Source organism: Thiohalospira halophila DSM 15071 (assembly GCF_900112605.1).
Classification (GTDB): Bacteria; Pseudomonadota; Gammaproteobacteria; order Thiohalospirales; family Thiohalospiraceae; genus Thiohalospira; species Thiohalospira halophila.
In genome coordinates, this window is the sequence record NZ_FOMJ01000001.1 from 620718 (window position 1) to 637845 (window position 17128).

12 protein-coding genes and 2 tRNA genes are annotated in these 17128 nt (G+C 68.6%); 1 reads left to right on the forward strand and 13 read right to left on the reverse strand.

Annotated elements, in window-relative coordinates:
• Genes BM272_RS03055 through BM272_RS03070 form a run of 4 tightly spaced genes read right to left on the reverse strand, consistent with a single transcriptional unit; the run spans position 1 to position 5941 of the window.
• Positions 1-1626 carry an ABC transporter ATP-binding protein gene (locus BM272_RS03055; RefSeq protein ID WP_093427257.1) on the reverse strand — a complete coding sequence of 542 codons (1626 nt, stop codon included), beginning with the start codon at positions 1624-1626 and terminating at the stop codon, positions 1-3.
• Positions 1627-2802 carry an ABC transporter permease gene (locus tag BM272_RS03060; protein ID WP_093427258.1) on the reverse strand — a complete coding sequence of 392 codons (1176 nt, stop codon included), beginning with the start codon at positions 2800-2802 and terminating at the stop codon, positions 1627-1629.
• Positions 2795-4171 (reverse strand): ABC transporter permease, encoded by a 1377-nt coding sequence (locus BM272_RS03065; protein WP_093427259.1) that lies wholly within the window; start codon positions 4169-4171, stop codon positions 2795-2797. Before BM272_RS03065 ends, BM272_RS03060 begins: the two co-directional genes overlap by 8 nt.
• A 9-nt stretch (positions 4172-4180) precedes the next feature.
• Positions 4181-5941, reverse strand: coding sequence for a peptide-binding protein (locus BM272_RS03070; protein ID WP_093427455.1), 1761 nt, complete (start codon positions 5939-5941; stop codon positions 4181-4183).
• A 390-nt stretch (positions 5942-6331) separates the two neighbouring features.
• On the opposite strand from BM272_RS03070, the gene BM272_RS03075 reads away from it, so the two are divergent.
• The gene (locus BM272_RS03075) at positions 6332-7120 is read left to right on the forward strand and encodes an enoyl-ACP reductase FabI (RefSeq protein ID WP_093427260.1); all 789 of its coding nucleotides are present in this window, start codon (positions 6332-6334) and stop codon (positions 7118-7120) included.
• Between the two features lies 1 nt (position 7121).
• On the opposite strand, the gene BM272_RS03080 is transcribed toward BM272_RS03075, so the two are convergent.
• From BM272_RS03080 to BM272_RS03120, 9 genes are all read right to left on the reverse strand, one after another.
• Positions 7122-8411, reverse strand: coding sequence for a dicarboxylate/amino acid:cation symporter (locus tag BM272_RS03080; protein ID WP_093427261.1), 1290 nt, complete (start codon positions 8409-8411; stop codon positions 7122-7124).
• A gap of 12 nt (positions 8412-8423) precedes the next feature.
• On the reverse strand, positions 8424-10319 hold the full coding sequence (locus tag BM272_RS03085) for a SurA N-terminal domain-containing protein (RefSeq protein WP_159433007.1): 1896 nt from the start codon (positions 10317-10319) through the stop codon (positions 8424-8426).
• A gap of 139 nt (positions 10320-10458) precedes the next feature.
• Positions 10459-10534, reverse strand: a tRNA-Val gene (locus BM272_RS03090).
• A gap of 16 nt (positions 10535-10550) precedes the next feature.
• Positions 10551-10823: an HU family DNA-binding protein gene (locus tag BM272_RS03095; protein WP_093427263.1), complete on the reverse strand. Its 273-nt coding sequence runs from the start codon at positions 10821-10823 to the stop codon at positions 10551-10553.
• A gap of 244 nt (positions 10824-11067) precedes the next feature.
• The gene (gene lon / locus BM272_RS03100) at positions 11068-13494 is read right to left on the reverse strand and encodes an endopeptidase La (protein ID WP_093427264.1); all 2427 of its coding nucleotides are present in this window, start codon (positions 13492-13494) and stop codon (positions 11068-11070) included.
• A 91-nt stretch (positions 13495-13585) separates the two neighbouring features.
• The gene (gene clpX, locus BM272_RS03105; protein ID WP_093427265.1) at positions 13586-14860 is read right to left on the reverse strand and encodes an ATP-dependent Clp protease ATP-binding subunit ClpX; all 1275 of its coding nucleotides are present in this window, start codon (positions 14858-14860) and stop codon (positions 13586-13588) included.
• Between the two features lie 60 nt (positions 14861-14920).
• Complete coding sequence (clpP, locus tag BM272_RS03110) at positions 14921-15565, reverse strand: ATP-dependent Clp endopeptidase proteolytic subunit ClpP (protein WP_205407732.1); 645 nt, start codon at positions 15563-15565, stop codon at positions 14921-14923.
• Positions 15562-16884, reverse strand: coding sequence for a trigger factor (gene tig / locus BM272_RS03115; RefSeq protein ID WP_093427266.1), 1323 nt, complete (start codon positions 16882-16884; stop codon positions 15562-15564). Before tig ends, clpP begins: the two co-directional genes overlap by 4 nt.
• Positions 16885-16970: 86 nt before the next feature.
• Positions 16971-17055 (reverse strand) — tRNA-Leu (locus BM272_RS03120).
• Positions 17056-17128: the final 73 nt, after the last annotated feature.

A 17128-nucleotide genomic window follows, 5' to 3' on the forward strand; every position in this document is an offset into this window, starting at 1 on the left:
CTACTCGGACTCCCTGCCGTCCCCCATGCGGGGAACCGCCGCTACCAGCCGTTGCGTGTAGGTCTCCCGGGGTGAGTGCAGAACCTGATCGGTGGTCCCGTACTCCACGATCCGACCCGCCTCCATCACCGCCACCTCGTCGGCGAGATAGCCGACAACCCCCAGGTCGTGGGTGATGAAGAGCAGCGAGAGCCCCTCCTCCGCCCGCAGGCGCAACAGCAGATCCAGGATCCCCGCCTGCACCGAGACATCCAGGGCGGAGGTGATCTCGTCACAGACCAGGAAGCGCGGCTCCAGCGCCAGGGCCCGGGCGATTCCCAGGCGCTGACGCTGACCGCCGGAGAAGGCGTGGGCGTACCGATCCAGGCTGTCTGCCGGCAGGTCCACCAGCTCCAGCAGCCGGCGCGCCCGGTCCAGCCGGTCGGCCACGTCACGCCCCAGGCCGTGGACCGCCATGGGCTCGGTGAGCATGGTCGCCACCGACAGGCGCGGATTCAGCGCCGAATAGGGGTCCTGGAAGACCGCCTGGAGATGGCGACGACGCCGGCGAAGCTCCGTTCCGTCCAGCCGCGCCAGGTCTTCACCCTCCCACCAGACGGAGCCCGCCGTGGGCCGCTCCAGGCGGAGGATGGCGCGGGCCACGGTGGACTTGCCGGAGCCCGACTCCCCCACCAGGGCGGTAATCCCCCCGCGGCGTACCGTCAGGTCCACCCCGTCCACGGCACGGACGTGGCCCACCGTCCGACGCAGGACCCCGCGCCGGACCGGGAAGTGGACGGCGAGATCCCGCACCTTCAGCGCGACCTCGGAGCCGGGACCCGGCCCTTCCGGCCGCGGCCGGCGCTCCGGCAGGGCATCCAGAAGGGCCCGGGTGTAGGCGTGCTGCGGTCGCTGCAGGAGCTCGGCCCGCGCCCCGCTCTCCACCACCTGCCCGCGGCGCATCACCGCCACCCGATCCGCGATGGCGGCCACCACGCCGAAGTCGTGGGTAATGAAGAGCAGCCCCATCCCGGTCCGTGCCTGCAGGTCGCGCAGCAACTCCAGGATCTCGGCCTGGACGGTGACATCCAGGGCCGTGGTGGGCTCATCGGCGATGAGCAGGTCCGGCTCCGCCACCAGCGCCATGGCGATCATCACCCGCTGGCGCTGGCCGCCGGAGAGGCGGTGGGGATACTCGTCGTAGCGCTGCTGCGGCTCGGGCAGCCGTACCTGCGCGAAGACCGCCTCCACCCGGACACGGCCCTCGGCGGCGGTGAGCGCCGGCTGGTGGATGGTCAGCACCTCCCGGACCTGCTCGCCCACGGTCATCACCGGGTTCAGGGAGGTCATGGGCTCCTGGAAGATCATGGCCATGCGCCGGCCGCGCAGCCGGCGATGGGCCTCGGCGGCCAGGCCTGCCAGTTCACTGGTCCCGCCGCCGTGCTCCAGGGTCAGGGCCCCGGCGGACATCCGCGCCCGCCCGGGAAGAAGCCCCATGAGCGCGAGCGCGGTCACCGACTTCCCGGAGCCCGACTCCCCCACCAGGCAGAGGGTCTCGCCGCCGGCGAGCTCCAGGTCGACGCCGGCCACCGCCGGTTCCTCGGCGTTGGGGAAGGTCACCCGCAGGTTGGAGACGGTCAGCCGCATTCAGCTCGCCTCGCTGTCCATGGCGTCACGCAGCGCCTCGCCCAGGAGGTTGTAGGCGAAGACGGTGCAGAAGATGGCCCCGCCCGGGAAGAGCGCCATCCACCAGTTGAAGGTCGACGACTGCACCGCCTGGTCCAGCATCCGGCCCCAGGTGGGGGTATCCACCGGCCCCAGCCCCAGGAAGCTCAGGGTCGCCTCCGCCAGGATGGCCGAGGCCACGCCGAAGCTCGCCGTAACCAGCACCGGCGCCATGCCGTTGGGGAGCATGTGGCGGAAGAGGATGGAGCGCAGGGGCAGCCCCATGACCACCGCCGCCTGGACGTACTCCTGCTGGCGCAGCTTGAGGAACTCGGCCCGCACGTAGCGGGCGTAGACCGACCAGCTGGTGAGCCCGATGATGACCATCATCAGGTAGAGGTCGCGGCCGAAGAAGGCGACGAAGATGAGCAGCAGGAAGAGGGTCGGGATTGCCTCCACCACCTCCACCACCCGCATGCCGAGGATATCCACCACGCCGGAGAAGTAGCCCATGAAACCGCCGATGACCACGCCGATGACCAGGGCGATGCCGGTGGCCACCAGCCCGATCCCCAGCGCCACCCGGGTAGCGTGGATCATCCCCGAGAGGAGATCGGAGCCGCCGGCCTCGGTCCCCATCCAGTGGATCCGTTCCGGCGCCGCCTCCAGCGGTGCCTCCAGGCCGGTGTGGCCGTAGTCGCGGAGGTAGTCGCCCGGACTCCAGGGGACCGGCGCCCAGACCACCCAGTCCCACTGCCCGGCCGTCGCGGCCTGGCGCGGCTGCTCGTGGGCGACCAGGCGGGGCGGTTCCAGCAGGGTATGGCTGGCCACGAGGGCCACCGCAAAGAGGCTGGCGGCGGCCACCATTGCCACCCGGGGGCGACAGGCGAGGCGCCACCCCACCAGCACGGCGAGGAAGACCCCGAGCAGCGCCCCGTCCTCGGGGGCGAGATGGTCCAGCACCGGGCTGGCGAGGCCGCCCTCCCCGGCTACCAGCAGGGGGTGGCTGGTGGCCAGGAAGGGGGCGAAGACGGCCAGCAGCGCCACCACGGCAATCCAGGCCAGACCCAGGCGCGCCCCCCGACGGGCGAGAACGGCGCGGGCGATGGCCCGGGCCGGCGTCACGCGCTCTCCCTCGTGCCACGCTCCTTCAGTCATAGCTCACCCGGGGGTCCACCACGGCGTAGAGGAGATCCGCCAGCAGGTAGCCGGCCAGGGTCAGCAGGCCGCTGATGAGGGTGATGGAGAGGACCAGCTCCCGGTCCCGGCCGGTGACCGCCTCCACGGCCAGCTTGCCCATGCCCTCGATGGAGAAGATGCTCTCCACGATGACCGAGCCGGAGAGCAGGGCCGGCAGCAGGGTGGCCGCCACCGTTACCAGCGGCAGCAGGCTGTTGCGAAAGACGTGCCGCCACAGGACATCCGACTCCGGCAGCCCCTTGGCCCGGGCGGTGCGGGCGTAGTCGCTGTGGAGGTTCTCCAGCACCGAGGAGCGGGTGAGCTTGGCCAGGAAGGCGATACCGCCGTAGCTCAGGGTGAGCACCGGGAGCACCAGGTGCCACGCCCGGTCCAGCAGGTAACCGCGCACGAAGGCGTCCTCCATGAAGGCCGAGGCCACCAGCAGCCCCGCCAGGAGCCCGGCCCCGCCCAGGGCCACGCCCCGCAGCGCCGGCACCGAGGCGCTGGCCGCCCCGCCCAGCAGCGCTGCCAGGGCCACCGCCAGGCCGGCCATCGAGGGCCAACCCCCATCGGGCAGCGCCGCCGCCCAGGCACTCCCGAGGATCAGGCCGGCGGCGGTGCCGAGACCGGTCCGCCAGGCCCGGTCCAGGCGGGCTGCCCAAAGGCCGGCGAGCACCCCCAGCCCGGCGCCGGCCAGCGCCCGGAGGGCATCCAGGAGGGTGCCCCAGTGGGGCAGAAAGGTCATGGCCGCGCCCTCCCGGGAGAGGGTGCCGGCAGTGGGGAACCACTGCCAGTACTGGTCGCTGGCGAAGAAGCCGATGAAGAGGACCCCGGCCAGCATGGTGGGGACCGACCACAACGCCAGCAGGGCCAGGCCGGAACCGGTGTCGAAGGCACTCCCCCGCTCCCGGGCCGCCTGCAGTCCGATGGTCACCGCCACCAGGTAGACCAGCGGGATGGAGAGTGCATTGAGCAGCAGCGTGATGGGGAGCCGCTCGGCGATGAGGTCGGCCACCGGCCGGCCGTAGCGGAAGCTGTCCCCCAGGTCCATGCCCTTGGTCCAGGAGAAGGCGCCCAGGCCGCCGTCAGCGGTGATGGTAAAACCCACCGGCGAGATGCTGTTGAGCCAGCGCAGGTACTGCACCGGCGCCGGGTCATCCAGGCCGTAGCGCCGGTTGTAGTAGGCCTCCAGCGCCTTGCGCGCCTCCGGATCGAGATTCTGGCCCGCGGTCAGGGTCTCCGGCGAGACGCCGCCGGGGGCAGCGACCATGATGCCGAAGACCACCACGGTGATGCCGAAGAGCGTCGGGACCATGAGCAGGAGCCGGCGCAGGATGTAGGCGTGCATCCCGGCTCCTCAGTAGCGCTGCGCGGCCGCCGGGACGTACCACTCCACCGGGACGGCATCCGCGTTGAGGCCCAGGCGGGTCTGCTGCACGTTGCGGAAGCGATCATCCATCAACAGCAGGGTCTCCCGGCGGAACAGGAAGGTATAGGGCTGGTCCTCGAAGAGGTGGCGCTCGGCCCGATGCCAGAGCGCCATGCGCGACCCCTCCTCCACGGTGGCCCGGGCCTGCTCGATGACCGCATCCAGCTCCGGATTGGAGTAGCCGACGTAGTTGTCCCCCTCCCCGATCTGGGAGGAGTGGAACATCTGGTAGATGTCGATCTCGATGTCGCTGGTCCAGCCCAGGGTGATGGCATCGTAATCGCCCTGGTCGATGGCCTCCAGCATCACCGACCACTCGGTGGGCCTGGGCACCATCTCCACCCCGGCCCGGGCCCAGGCGTCGCGCAGGTACTCCACCACTCGCTGGGTATCCGTGCTCGCCTGGACGTAGGTGAGTTCAAAGGAGAAGTCGTTCCCCGCCTCGTCCTCCAGCACGCCGTCGCCGTTGCGATCTTCCCAGCCGGCCTCGGCCAGCAGCGCCCGGGCCCGCTCGGGGTCGTGGCCGCGCGGTTCGATGCCGTCGTCATGCTGGGGGCTGCGCGGATTGAAGGGGCTCACCGCCACCTCGGCATGGCCGGCCAGGACCTCCTGGATGAGCGCCTCGCGGTCGGTGAGAAAGGTCATGGCCCTTCGGACCCGCGGGTCATGGAAGGGGGTCTCGGCCCCTTCCCGCTGGTTCCAGGCGATGTAGGAGTAGCCCCCGGTGGGGCTCATGTAGGCCCGGCTCTCGCTGCGCTCCATGAGCGCCGGATCTTCAAGGAGATCCTCGAACTCCCGGGGACGGGCCTGGTAGAGGTCGATATCGCCGTTGCGGTAGGTCGTCAGCCGCGCCGAATCATTCTCGATGACCTCCCAGACCAGCCGGCGGAAGGACGGCTCCACCGGCCCCCAGTAGCGGGGATTGCGTTCCAGCTCCACGCGGCCGCTGTCCGGGGTCCACTCCCCTGCCGCCGGGAAGCGGTAGGGACCGGAGCCGAAGAGCCGGCTGCGGGAGTTGTTGAAGGCCTCGGGATCCTCCCGGAAACGCCCGTAGTAGTGCTCGGCCAGCACCGGCAGCCCGCCGGCCAGGGAGAGGGCCTTGAAGTAGGGCTCGGCGAAGCGGAAGACCACGGTGTGCTCGTCCACCGCCTCCACCTCCTGAACCCGCCGGTAGTAGGCGCGCTGACGGGGGGCGGCGATGTCCTCGTCCATGATGAAGTCGTAGCTGAAGGCGACATCCTCGGCGGTGAGCGGCTCGCCATCGGAGAAGCGCAGACCGCGACGGAGCTCGAAGGTGATGGTCAGGCCGTCCTCGGCCACCTCCCAGTCGCGGGCGAGCAGCCCCTGCCACTCCAGGGTCTCGGGGTGGCGAACCAGCAGCGACTCCAGGACGTAATTCTGGATCTCGCTGGCGTAGGCATCCGTGGAAACCAGGGGCGTCAGGGTATCCAGGCCCTGCCCCAGGGCATGAACCCGCCAGTCACCGGGGGCGAAATCGGGCTCCTGGCTGGCCTCGTGGGCGCGCTGGAAGGCCGGCGGCACGGTGGGCCGCTCCTGGCCCTCGGCGGCCCCGGTGGCCGCGGGTCGGCGCGCCAGCTCCCGGCGCAGATCGCCGATGCGGTCCCGCTGCTCCTCCACGGCCTCGCGGATCTCGGCGAGCTCCCGCCACTGCCGGTCCACCTGGAACATGGCCAGGAGGATCAGCAGCGCCGTCAGGCCGAAACCGGCAACAGTGATGAGCGTGAGTCGATTCAAGGGGCCTCCCGTTCAGCCGCCCTCACTATACGAACTCAGACCGCCGCATGCACCACCCGGGGGACTTTCTACAGTGCAGCCGCCTACCTCCCCGAAAAGGCCTGGCGGTCGGTGCAAGTCCCGGATACCAGGTCGTCGGCAGCAGGGATGCTGCCGTCGAGCCGACAGGGACGTCTTCACGGCGTACCTGGTCTCCGGGACTTGTGCCGACCGCCCCCGGAGCAGACGACCATCCGGAGCGGCGTTGCTTCCGGTCACCAAAGGCCTTACCGTAGCGCCCTGATCACACACCAATCTCACCGTCCCGTTGCGAGGAGGACACGCATGGGTTTTCTCAGCGGCAAGCGCGCGCTCATTGTCGGCCTGGCCAGTAATCGTTCCATCGCCTGGGGTATCGCCCAGGCGATGCACCGCGAGGGCGCCGAACTCGCCTTCACCTACCAGAACGACAAGCTCCAGTCCCGGGTCGAGGACCTGGCCGGCCAGGTCGATTCCGAGATCACCATGCCCATGGATGTCTCCTCGGACGAGGAGATCGAGGCGGCCTTCAAGCAGCTGGACAACTACTGGGACGGCCTGGACATCATCGTCCACGCCGTCGCCTTCGCCCCCAAGAGCGAGCTGGAGGGCAACTACCTGGACGCGGTGACCCGTGAGGGTTTCCGCACCGCCCACGAGATCAGCTCCTACAGCTTCGCCGCCCTGGCCAAGGCGGCCCGGCCCATGATGGAGGGTCGCAACGGCAGCCTCATCACCCTGAGCTATCTCGGCGCCGAGCGGGCCATGCCCAACTACAACGTCATGGGGCTGGCCAAGGCGAGCCTGGAGGCGAACGTCCGCTACATGGCCGACTCCCTGGGTCCCGACGGCATCCGGGTCAACGCCGTCTCCGCCGGCCCCATCCGGACCCTGGCGGCCGCCGGAATCAGCGACTTCAAGCGCATGCTTGAAGAGGTGGAGGCCAATGCCCCCCTGCGGAAGAACGTCACCATCGACGAGGTGGGCAACACCGCCGCCTTCCTGGGCTCCGACCTCGCCTCCGGGATGACCGGCCAGGTCCTCTACGTGGACAGCGGCTTCTCCATCCTCGGCATGAACGGCTACTACAGCTGATTCAGGCCCCGGCGCCGGTCTCCGCCGGCGCCTTCCCATCCGAATAGGGGCGCTCGCCCTCCCATCGCGCCAGGATCACCGCCCCGGTGGCGTCGCTGAAGACGTTCACCGCCGTCCGGGTCATGTCCAGCAGCCGGTCCACCGCCAGCAGCAGCCCGACCCCTTCCAGGGGCAGGCCGAGGCTGGTGAGGATGAGGGTGATGGCCACCAGGCTCGCCGCCGGCACGCCGGCCACCCCGATGGAGGTCGCCAGCGCCATGACCACCACCAGCGCCTGCTCGGCCAGCCCCAGGTCCAGGCCGTAGGCCTGGGCGATGAAGAGCACCGCCGCGCACTCGTAGAGCGCCGTGCCGTCCATGTTCACCGTCGCCCCCAGGGGGAGGACGACGCTGGAGGTCCGATTGGAGACACCGGCCCCCTGCTCCACGCGATTGAGGGTCAGCGGCAGGGTCCCCGAGGAGGAGGCGGTGGAGAAGGCGGTAAGCAGCACCGGGGCCAGGTTGCGCAGGTGGCGGCGGGGGTCCACGCCGGTGGTCCACCACAGCGCCAGGGGAAGCACGACCAGGCCGTGGAGGAGGAGTGCACCGACCACGGTGGCGAAGAAGACGGCCAGGGAGGCGAAGGCCTCCACCCCCGTCTCGGCCACCGTCATCGCCACCAGGGCGAAGACCCCGATGGGGGTAAGGCGCAGGACCCAGCCGGTGACCCGCATCATCACGGCGAAGGACTCGTCCCAGAAGGTGCGCAGGGTTGCCGCCCCCTCCCCCAGGCGGCCAATGGCCAGGCCGAAGACCAGGGCGAAGACGATGAGGCCGAGGAGCTGCCCCTCGGACGCCGCGGCGAAGATGTTCTCGGGGATGAGCCGATCCAGGAGGCTCCACGCCTCGTCCCCTTCGGCCCGCAGGGACTGCCCCACTTGCGCGGTCTCCGCATCCAGGCCCAGGGAGTCCCCCACCGGCGCACCACCGCTCAACCCCGGCTGGACCAGGTTCACCGCCCCGAGGGCAATGAAGACCGCCACGGTGCCGGAGGCGAGATAGTAGGCAACCGTGCGCAGCCCCAGGCGCCCGAGGCCATCGCCGGTCCCGATGCCGGCGATCCCGCTGACCAGGGCACTGAAGACCAGCGGCACCACCAGGACGAAGAGGGCATCCAGGAAGAGGCCGCCGATGGTCTCCAGGGCCGCATGGGGGGCAAGACCCAGCCAGCGTGTCTCCGGCGTCAGGGCCAGTCCTGCGACCACCGCGAGGGCCAGGCTGGCCAGGATGGCACGGGGAGAGACCGGTGCCATCGCGCTCAAGGCCTACTCCCGTTCGAGGTTGATGGAGATGTCGGCCTGTTCACGCAGGGACCCTACGACCCCGGCGAACTCGGTCCGGGCATTGGTCTCCACGAGCTGCCGCTGGATGCGCTGGCGTTCTCCTTCCTCGAGGCCTTCCGGATCCCCGGGAATCACCCTGAAGACACCGATGACCGCACGGTCTCCGTCACCCAGGGTCGTGGTCTCGAAGCTGGCACCCTCCCCGGGACGGGCAATCCGGAAAGCGGAACGGGTAACGGCTTCAGGGATCTCACCATCCCCGCGGCGGCCGATCCGACGCGGACCCTGCCAGGCCGGAAGTGCCTCCGGCTCGGCCCCGGATGCGAGTTCCTCCCGGAGTTCCGTCGCCCGCTCTTCGGCCGCTTCCGCGGCGCGGTCCCGAGCCAGGGTCTCGCGTATCCGGTCGCTGACCTCCTCCAGGGGACGGCGCTGCGCCGGCTGGTGCTCCCGGACCCGGAGCACCGCCACGCGATCGTCGCTGAGCTCCAGCAGCTGGCTGTTGTAGCGTTCCTCCAGGACCTCGCCTCCGAAGGCCGCCTGAACCACGGGCTCCTTACTAGCCAGCCCCTCGTCGGCGCTTTCACGGCCGAAGGGCCCGGTCTCGCGGATCTCCAGCCCCAGAGAGTCGGCCGCCGGCTGCAGGGTATCGGCGTGTTCATAGGCGAGGTTCGCCAGCTCCTCGGTGGCCTCCACGAACCGGCGCTCCGCCCGCCCCTGGCGGAGCGAGCGCGCCAGCTCGTCGCGCACCTCGGCGAAGGGCGGCACCTCGGCCTCATCCACCTCCTCCAGCCGGATCAGGTGATAGCCGAACTCCGAGCGCACCGGGCCGGCCACCTCTCCCCGCTCCAGGCCGAAGGCGGCATCGGTAACCGCCGGGTCCAGATCATCCCGGGTGAACCAGCCCAGGTCACCGCCCTCGCTGGCGGTCGCCCGATCCTCGGAGTGCTCCCGGGCCAGATCGGCGAATTCCTTCCCCTCATCGAGCTCTTCCAGGACCGCCTCGGCCTCCGCCCGCGCCTCTTCCCAGCCCTGGTCACCACTGCCCTGGGCGGTGAAGAGGATGTGCCGGGCGCGGCGCCGTTCCGGCTCGCCGAACTCATCCTGGCGCGCCTCGTACTCCTCCCGCAACGCCTCTTCGTCGATCTCGATGTCCTCGGCGACATCGTCCATGGTGAGCTCGACGTAGGCGATTCGAACCTGTTCCGGAGTCCGGTATCGCTCCGCGTGGGACTCGTAGTGGGCCCGAATATCCTCTTGGGCAACGGCCCCCGGGTCGGCGAACTCACTCAGCGGCACCCGTAGCCAGCCCACCTCTCGCCGTTGCCGCCAGAGGGCGATGTAGTCATCCACCTGCCGCGGAGTAGCCAGGGCCGTCTCCTCCACACCGGCCCGGAGCTGCTGGACCAGGAGGTCCTGGCGCACCCGGTCCTCGAACTGCCCCGGCAGCATGCCCTGGCTGGAGAGCGCCTGCTCGTAGCGCTCCCGGGAGAAGTCGCCGCCCTCCTGGAAGGCGCGGACGGCGCGGATCCGCGAGGCGAGCTCCCGATCGCCGATGGTGTAGCCGGCATCCCGGAGGGCACCGAGGAGCACACGCTCCTCCACCATGCCCTGGAGTACCTGTTCACGGATGGTCGCCTCGTCGAAGCCCGCTGCGGCCATGTCCTCGCCGAGGACCTCCTGCAGTTGCTGGCGACGCTGGTAGAAGGCGCGCTGGAACTCCTGCCGCGCGATGGACTGACCGTCGACCTCGGCCACGGAAGGCGGTCCGCCGCCACCCGTATACTCCTGCACACCCCAGAGGGCGAAGGGGATGGTGATCAGTATGACGATGACCCAGGCGATCCAGCCCTGGGCCCGGCTACGGATGGCGTCGAGCATGGTTGGTCCGTCCGATCGGGAATCCATGAGAAAGGGGCGTACCCGCAGGCACGCCCCTTTTCCTGGCAGACAGCGGGGACCCTGCGGTCCCCGGACTACCGCGGGAGCGACCTGATGATCGCCGCCGCACGAGCTTCAATGGTGGGTGCTGAGGGGCTCGAACCCCCGACATTCGCCTTGTAAGGGCGACGCTCTCCCAGCTGAGCTAAGCACCCGTCTCTGAGCGTGTACTCAGTTCACCGCATCCTTGAGGGCCTTGCCGGGCTTGAAGGCAGGGACCTTGGCGGCGGCGATCTTGATCTCTTCGCCGGTACGCGGGTTACGGCCGGTACGGGCGGCGCGCTCACGCACAGAGAAGGTACCGAAACCGACGATGCTGATCTGGTCGTTCTTCTTCAGCGCGTCGGTGACGGCATCCACCGTCGCATCCAGCGCCCGACCGGCCGCAGCCTTGGAAAGATCAGCCCCTTCGGCAATGGCGTCGATGAGTTCAGACTTGTTCACGCGACTTCCCCTCTTTGTTCTTGAAAACTCGCCGTCCGTAGCTCCGGCGGCAGCGAAATGGGTGCCTGGGGTTATATCAATGGCACGAAACGACTGTCAATGAAGCCCGTCACGGGCCCACGGGCCACCGCCAGACTTCCCTCCAGAGGCGATGCCCCGGCACGAACCCACTATGGGCCATCCGGAGAGCGGGATCAACCCGAGACGGCGCGTGCGCGCCATCTCGCCCAGGGCGGGAAGTCGATCAGTGGTGCCGCCGGGCCTCTTCGGCTTCCGCATCGTCGGGGGTGACGTCCAGCAGCTCCATGTCCTCCTCGGCTCGCGGCTCCGGCATGTGCTCCAGGGCCAGGGTAAGGACCTCGTCGATCCAGCGCACCGGCTGGATATCCAGGGCCTGCTTGACGTTCTTCGGGATATCCGCGAGGTCCTTGCGGTTCTCCTCGGGGATGACCACCGTCTTCAAGCCACCACGGTGGGCCGCCAGCAGCTTCTCCTTGAGCCCGCCGATGGGGAGCACCTCGCCCCGCAGGGTGATCTCACCGGTCATGGCCACATCGGCGCGCACCGGGATCTCCGTCAGCGCGGAGACCAGCGCGGTGCACATACCGATGCCGGCGCTGGGACCATCCTTGGGTGTGGCCCCCTCGGGCACGTGGATGTGGACGTCGCGCTTCTCGTAGAAGCCCGCCGGGATTCCCAGGCGCGCGGAGCGGCTGCGGACCACGCTCATGGCGGCGTCGATGGACTCCTTCATGACGTCGCCGAGCTGGCCGGTAACCTTGTGCTTGCCCTTGCCGGGGACCACGGCGGTCTCGATGGTGAGCAGCTCGCCGCCCACCTCGGTCCAGGCCAGACCGGTGACCCGGCCCACCTGGTCGCTCTCGCCGGCCACGCCGTAACGGAACCGGCGCACGCCGAGGTACTTGTCCAGGTTCTTGGGGCTGACGCTGACCTTCGCCCGACCCTTCTCGCCAAGGACCAGCTCCTTGACCACCTTGCGCGCCACCTTGGCGATCTCGCGCTCCAGGTTCCGCACGCCGGACTCCCGGGTGTAGTGACGGACCACGTCGCGCAGGGCGGCATCGGAGACCTTAAGCTCACCCTCCTTGAGGCCGTTGGCCTTGACCTGGCCCGGCACCAGATAGCGCTTGGCGATGTTGACCTTCTCGTCCTCGGTGTAGCCGGGGATCCGGATGACCTCCATGCGGTCCAGCAGGGGACCGGGGATGTTCATGGTGTTGGCGGTGGTGATGAACATCACCTCGGAGAGGTCGTAGTCCACCTCCAGGTAGTGGTCGTTGAACTCGTGGTTCTGCTCCGGATCCAGGACCTCCAGCAGCGCCGAGGCCGGGTCGCCCCGGAAGTCCATGGCCATCTTGTCGATCTCGTCCAGGAGGAAGAGCGGGTTCTTCTTCTCCGTCTTGATGATGTTCTGCATGAGCTTGCCCGGCATGGAGCCGATGTAGGTCCGGCGGTGGCCGCGGATCTCGGCCTCGTCGCGGACGCCACCCAGGCTCATGCGGGTGAAGCGGCGGTTGGTGGACCGGGCGATGGAGCGCGCCAGGGAGGTCTTGCCCACCCCGGGCGGGCCCACCAGGCAGAGGATGGGACCCTTGAGCTTGCGGGCGCGCTTCTGCACCGCCAGGTACTCCAGGATCCGCTCCTTCACCTCTTCCAGGCCGTAGTGGTCGGCCTCCAGAACGTCCTCGGCCTTGCTGAGATCGTTGCGGACCCGGGTCTTGGTCTTCCACGGCACCGAAACCATGGTCTCCACGTAGTTGCGGACCACGGTGGCCTCGGCGGACATGGGTGACATCATCTTGAGCTTGTTGAGCTCCTGGGTCGTCTTGTCGTAGGCCGCCTTGGGCATGCCGGCCTTCTCGATCTTCTGCTCGAGCTCCTCGACCTCGTTGGGCGCATCCTCGAGCTCTCCGAGCTCCTTCTGGATGGCCTTCATCTGCTCGTTGAGGTAGTACTCGCGCTGGGACTTCTCCATCTGCCGCTTCACGCGGCCGCGGATGCGCTTCTCCACCTGCAGCAGGTCGATCTCGGTCTCCAGCAGGCCGAGGATGTGCTCCAGCCGGTCCCGCGGATTGGCGATCTCCAGGAGGTTCTGCTTCTCCTCGATCTTCAGCGCCATGTGGGCCGCGACGGTGTCGGCCAGCCGGCCCGGGTCCTCGATCCCGGAGAGGGAGGAGAGGATCTCCGGCGGGATCTTCTTGTTGAGCTTCACGTACTGCTCGAACTGGGAGATCACCGAGCGCGTCAGCACCTCGGCCTCGCGCTCGTCCGCCTCGCCGGCCTCCAGGGCCGCATAGCGGGCGCGGAAGTAGTCCTCGGTGGCCTCGTACTCCTGGATCCGGGCGCGCTGGCTCCCCTCCACCAGCACCTTCACCGTCCCGTCGGGGAGCTTGAGGAGCTGCAGGATGGAGGCGACGGTGACGATCTCGTGGATCTCGTCGGTGCCCGGGTCATCGGTCTCCGCGCTCTTCTGGGCGGCCAGCAGGATGGGGGTCTCCTCCTCCTGCGCCTTCTCCAGGGCGGCGATGGACTTGGTCCGCCCGACGAAGAGCGGGATGACCATGTGGGGATAGACGACGACGTCCCGCAGCGGCAGAAGCGGCGCGGAACCCGAGGTCACGACGGGGGCAGTGGATTCCTCGGATGCCATGGGATACCTCTTGCAATAGGGGGGTCCGCCGGTGGACCCCGAATACCTGACTACACTATGGGGTCACTACCGGCGGCTTTCAAGCGGAGGGTCAGTGGTCGGTGGCAGCCTGCTGCTGCTCGCCACCCTCGTAGATGAAGATGGGCTGGGTCTCTTCGGTGATGACGCCCTCGTCGATGACCACCTTGGCCACGCCCTCCATGGAGGGGAGCTCGTACATGGTCTCCTGGAGGTGGTGCTCCAGGATGGAGCGCAGCCCCCGGGCGCCGGTCTTGCGTTCCATGGCCTTGCGCGCCACGGCCCGCAGCGCCTCTTCCCGGAACTCCAGCTCCACCCCCTCCATCTCGAACAGGCGGGCGTACTGCTTGGTCAGGGCGTTCTTGGGCTCGGTAAGGATCTCGATGAGGGCATCCTCGTCGAGCTCGTCCAGTACGGCGAGCACCGGGACGCGGCCCACGAACTCGGGGATGAGACCGAACTTCACCAGGTCCTCGGGCTCGGCGGTATGCATCAGCTCCTGTTCCGAGACCTTGTCGTCGCTGGACCGGATCTCGGCGCCGAAGCCGATGCCGCCCTTCTCGGTGCGCTCCCGGACCACCTTGTCCAGGCCGGCGAAGGCGCCGCCGACGATGAACATGATGTTCTTGGTATCCACCTGCAGGAACTCCTGCTGGGGATGCTTGCGCCCGCCCTGGGGCGGTACCGAGGCCACCGTGCCCTCGATGAGCTTGAGCAGGGCCTGCTGCACGCCCTCCCCGGAGACGTCCCGGGTAATGGAGGGGTTGTCCGACTTGCGGGAGATCTTGTCGATCTCGTCGATGTAGACGATGCCGTTCTGCGCCTTCTCGACGTCGTAGTCGCACTTCTGCAGCAGCTTCTGGATGATGTTCTCCACATCCTCGCCCACGTAGCCCGCCTCGGTGAGCGTGGTGGCGTCGGCGATGGTGAAGGGGACATTGAGCATCCGCGCCAGGGTCTCGGCCAGCAGGGTCTTGCCGGAACCGGTGGGCCCGATGAGCAGGATGTTGCTCTTGGCCAGCTCCACGTCATCCTTGCGCTGGCCGCTCTCCAACCGCTTGTAGTGGTTGTAGACGGCCACCGAGAGCGCCTTCTTGGCCGTGTCCTGGCCGATGACGTACTCGCCCAGGGTGCCGTGGATCTCGGACGGGGTGGGCAGCTTGTTCCGGCCGGTGCTCGCCTCCTGCTCCTGGATCTCCTCGCGGATGATCTCGTTGCACAGATCCACGCACTCGTCGCAGATGAACACGGACGGACCGGCGATGAGCTTGCGGACTTCGTGCTGGCTCTTGCCGCAGAAGGAACAGTAGAGCAGCTTCTCGTCGCCGCCGTGCTTTTCGTCGCTCATTGAACCACCTCGCTGTGCCTGGTTTCGAGGGTGCCGCGCACCGGAACTTCGCGGCGGATGTCAGGCACCGGCATCCGCCCCGCGATGGGTCATGACCTCGTCGATCAGGCCGTACTCCACCGATTCCTCGGCGCTCATGAAGAAGTCGCGGTCGGTATCCCGGGCGACCTTCTCCTCGTCCTGACCGGTGTGGTGGGTCATGATCTTGTTGAGCCGCTCGCGGACCTTGAGGATCTCGTTGGCGTGGATCTCGATGTCCGACGCCTGGCCCTGGAAGCCGCCCAGGGGCTGGTGGATCATCATCCGCGAGTGCGGCAGGGCGAACCGCTTGCCCGCCGCGCCGGCGGTGAGCAGGAGCGCCCCCATGCTCGCCGCCTGGCCCACGCACATGGTGGCCACGTCCGGCTTGATGAACTGCATGGTGTCGTAGATCGACAGCCCGGCGGTCACGGAGCCGCCGGGGCTGTTGATGTAGAGGTGGATATCCTTGTCGGGATTCTCGGATTCCAGGTAGAGGAGCTGGGCCACGATAAGGTTGGCCATGTGGTCCTCCACCGGCCCCGTCAGGAAGATGACCCGTTCCCGGAGCAGGCGCGAGAAGATGTCGTAGGCACGCTCCCCGCGGGCGCTCTGCTCCACGACCATGGGGACGAGGCCGGAGTTCTGGATCTCCGGGGCCATGCCCTGTCCTTCGCCTTCGCTCATGCGTTCTCCCCCTCTGCCTCTTCGGCGCCGGGATTCATCAGATCCTGGAAGCTCATGGGCTTGTCGGTGGTCCGGGCCCGCTCGGCGAACCACTCCACCACCTTGCCCTCGAGCACCAGGGATTCCACCTCTGCCAGCCGCTGGCGATCCCCATAATAGTAGTCGATCACCTGCTGCGGCTGCTCGTAGGGTGCCGCGATCTCTTCCACCTTCTCGCGCACCTCGTCGCGATCGGCCTGGAGACTCTCGTCCTCCACGACCTTCGACAGGATGAGGCCCAGCGCCACCCGGCGCCGCGCCTGCTCGTCGAACATGGAACGGTCGAGGTTCACGTCCTGGGCGGCAGCGCCCTGGGACTGCATCTGCTGGCGCATCTGCTCCACCAGGTTGTCCGCCTCCTGGTCCACCAGGCCCTGGGGAAGTTCCAGGCCGTGGTTCTGCCACAGCTGCTCCATCACCTGGTCCTTCACACGCTCGCGCAGGCGCTGGTTGAGCTCGCGCTCCATGTTGGAACGGACCTCGTCACGCAGCGCCTGGACGCTGTCCATGCCCAGGGAGGCGGCGAATTCCTCGGTGACCTCGGGCAGCTGGGGCGTCTCCACCTTCTTAACCGTGGTCTCGAAACGGGCCGTCTTGGCGGCCAGGTTCTCCGCCGGGTAGTCCTCGGGGAAGGTCACCGACAGCTCCGGGCTCTCGCCGGCGGAGGTGCCGCGCAGGCCATCCTCGAAGCCCTCGAGCATGCGCGCGGAGCCGATCTCCACGGCGAAGTCGCTGGCCTCGCCGCCCTCGAAGGCCTCCCCGTCGACGTAGCCCTTGAAGTCCAGGGTGACGCGGTCGCCCTCCTCGGCGGGCCCGTCCTTCTCGACCCACTCCTTGCGCTGCTCGCGGATCATGTCGAGGGTCCGATCCACGTCGGCCTCCTCGATGGTGACCTGCGGACGCTCCACCTCCAGGGAGGCGGCGTCGGGCACGGTGACCTCGGGGTAGACCTCGAACCGGGCGGTGAAGGTCAGCTTGCCGTCATCCCCGATCTGCGGCGCCTCCACCTCGGGGGTGCCGGCGGGGCTGAGCTCCTGCTGGCCCAGCGCCTCGACCAGCGAGGACTGGATCACCTCGCCGACCACCTCCTCGCGGACCTGGGAGCCGTAGCGCTTGCGCATGACCGAGAGCGGCACCTTCCCGGGACGGAAACCGTCGATCCGGGCATTCTTGCGCATCTGCTCCAGCCGCTGGTCCACCTGGGTGGTGACCCGGTCTTCGGGGACGGTGACCGTGAGCCGTCGCTCCAGGCCACCGGGGGATTCGACGGAAACGTCCATCTCGACTCCTCTTGTCGGATTCTGCAATTTCAACGCGATTGATCTTCCCGTGACAACCGGCCACGGGTGGGGGTTTCCCCGAAAGCTGGTGCGAAAGGCGAGACTCGAACTCGCACGGGCAAAGCCCACTGGATCCTAAATCCAGCGCGTCTACCATTCCGCCACTTTCGCGTGGATTCGGCCAGTATACCGGCTGTGCCGGCGGCTGCCCAATCGCCCCAAAGCAACGGGCCCGCTCCCCCGG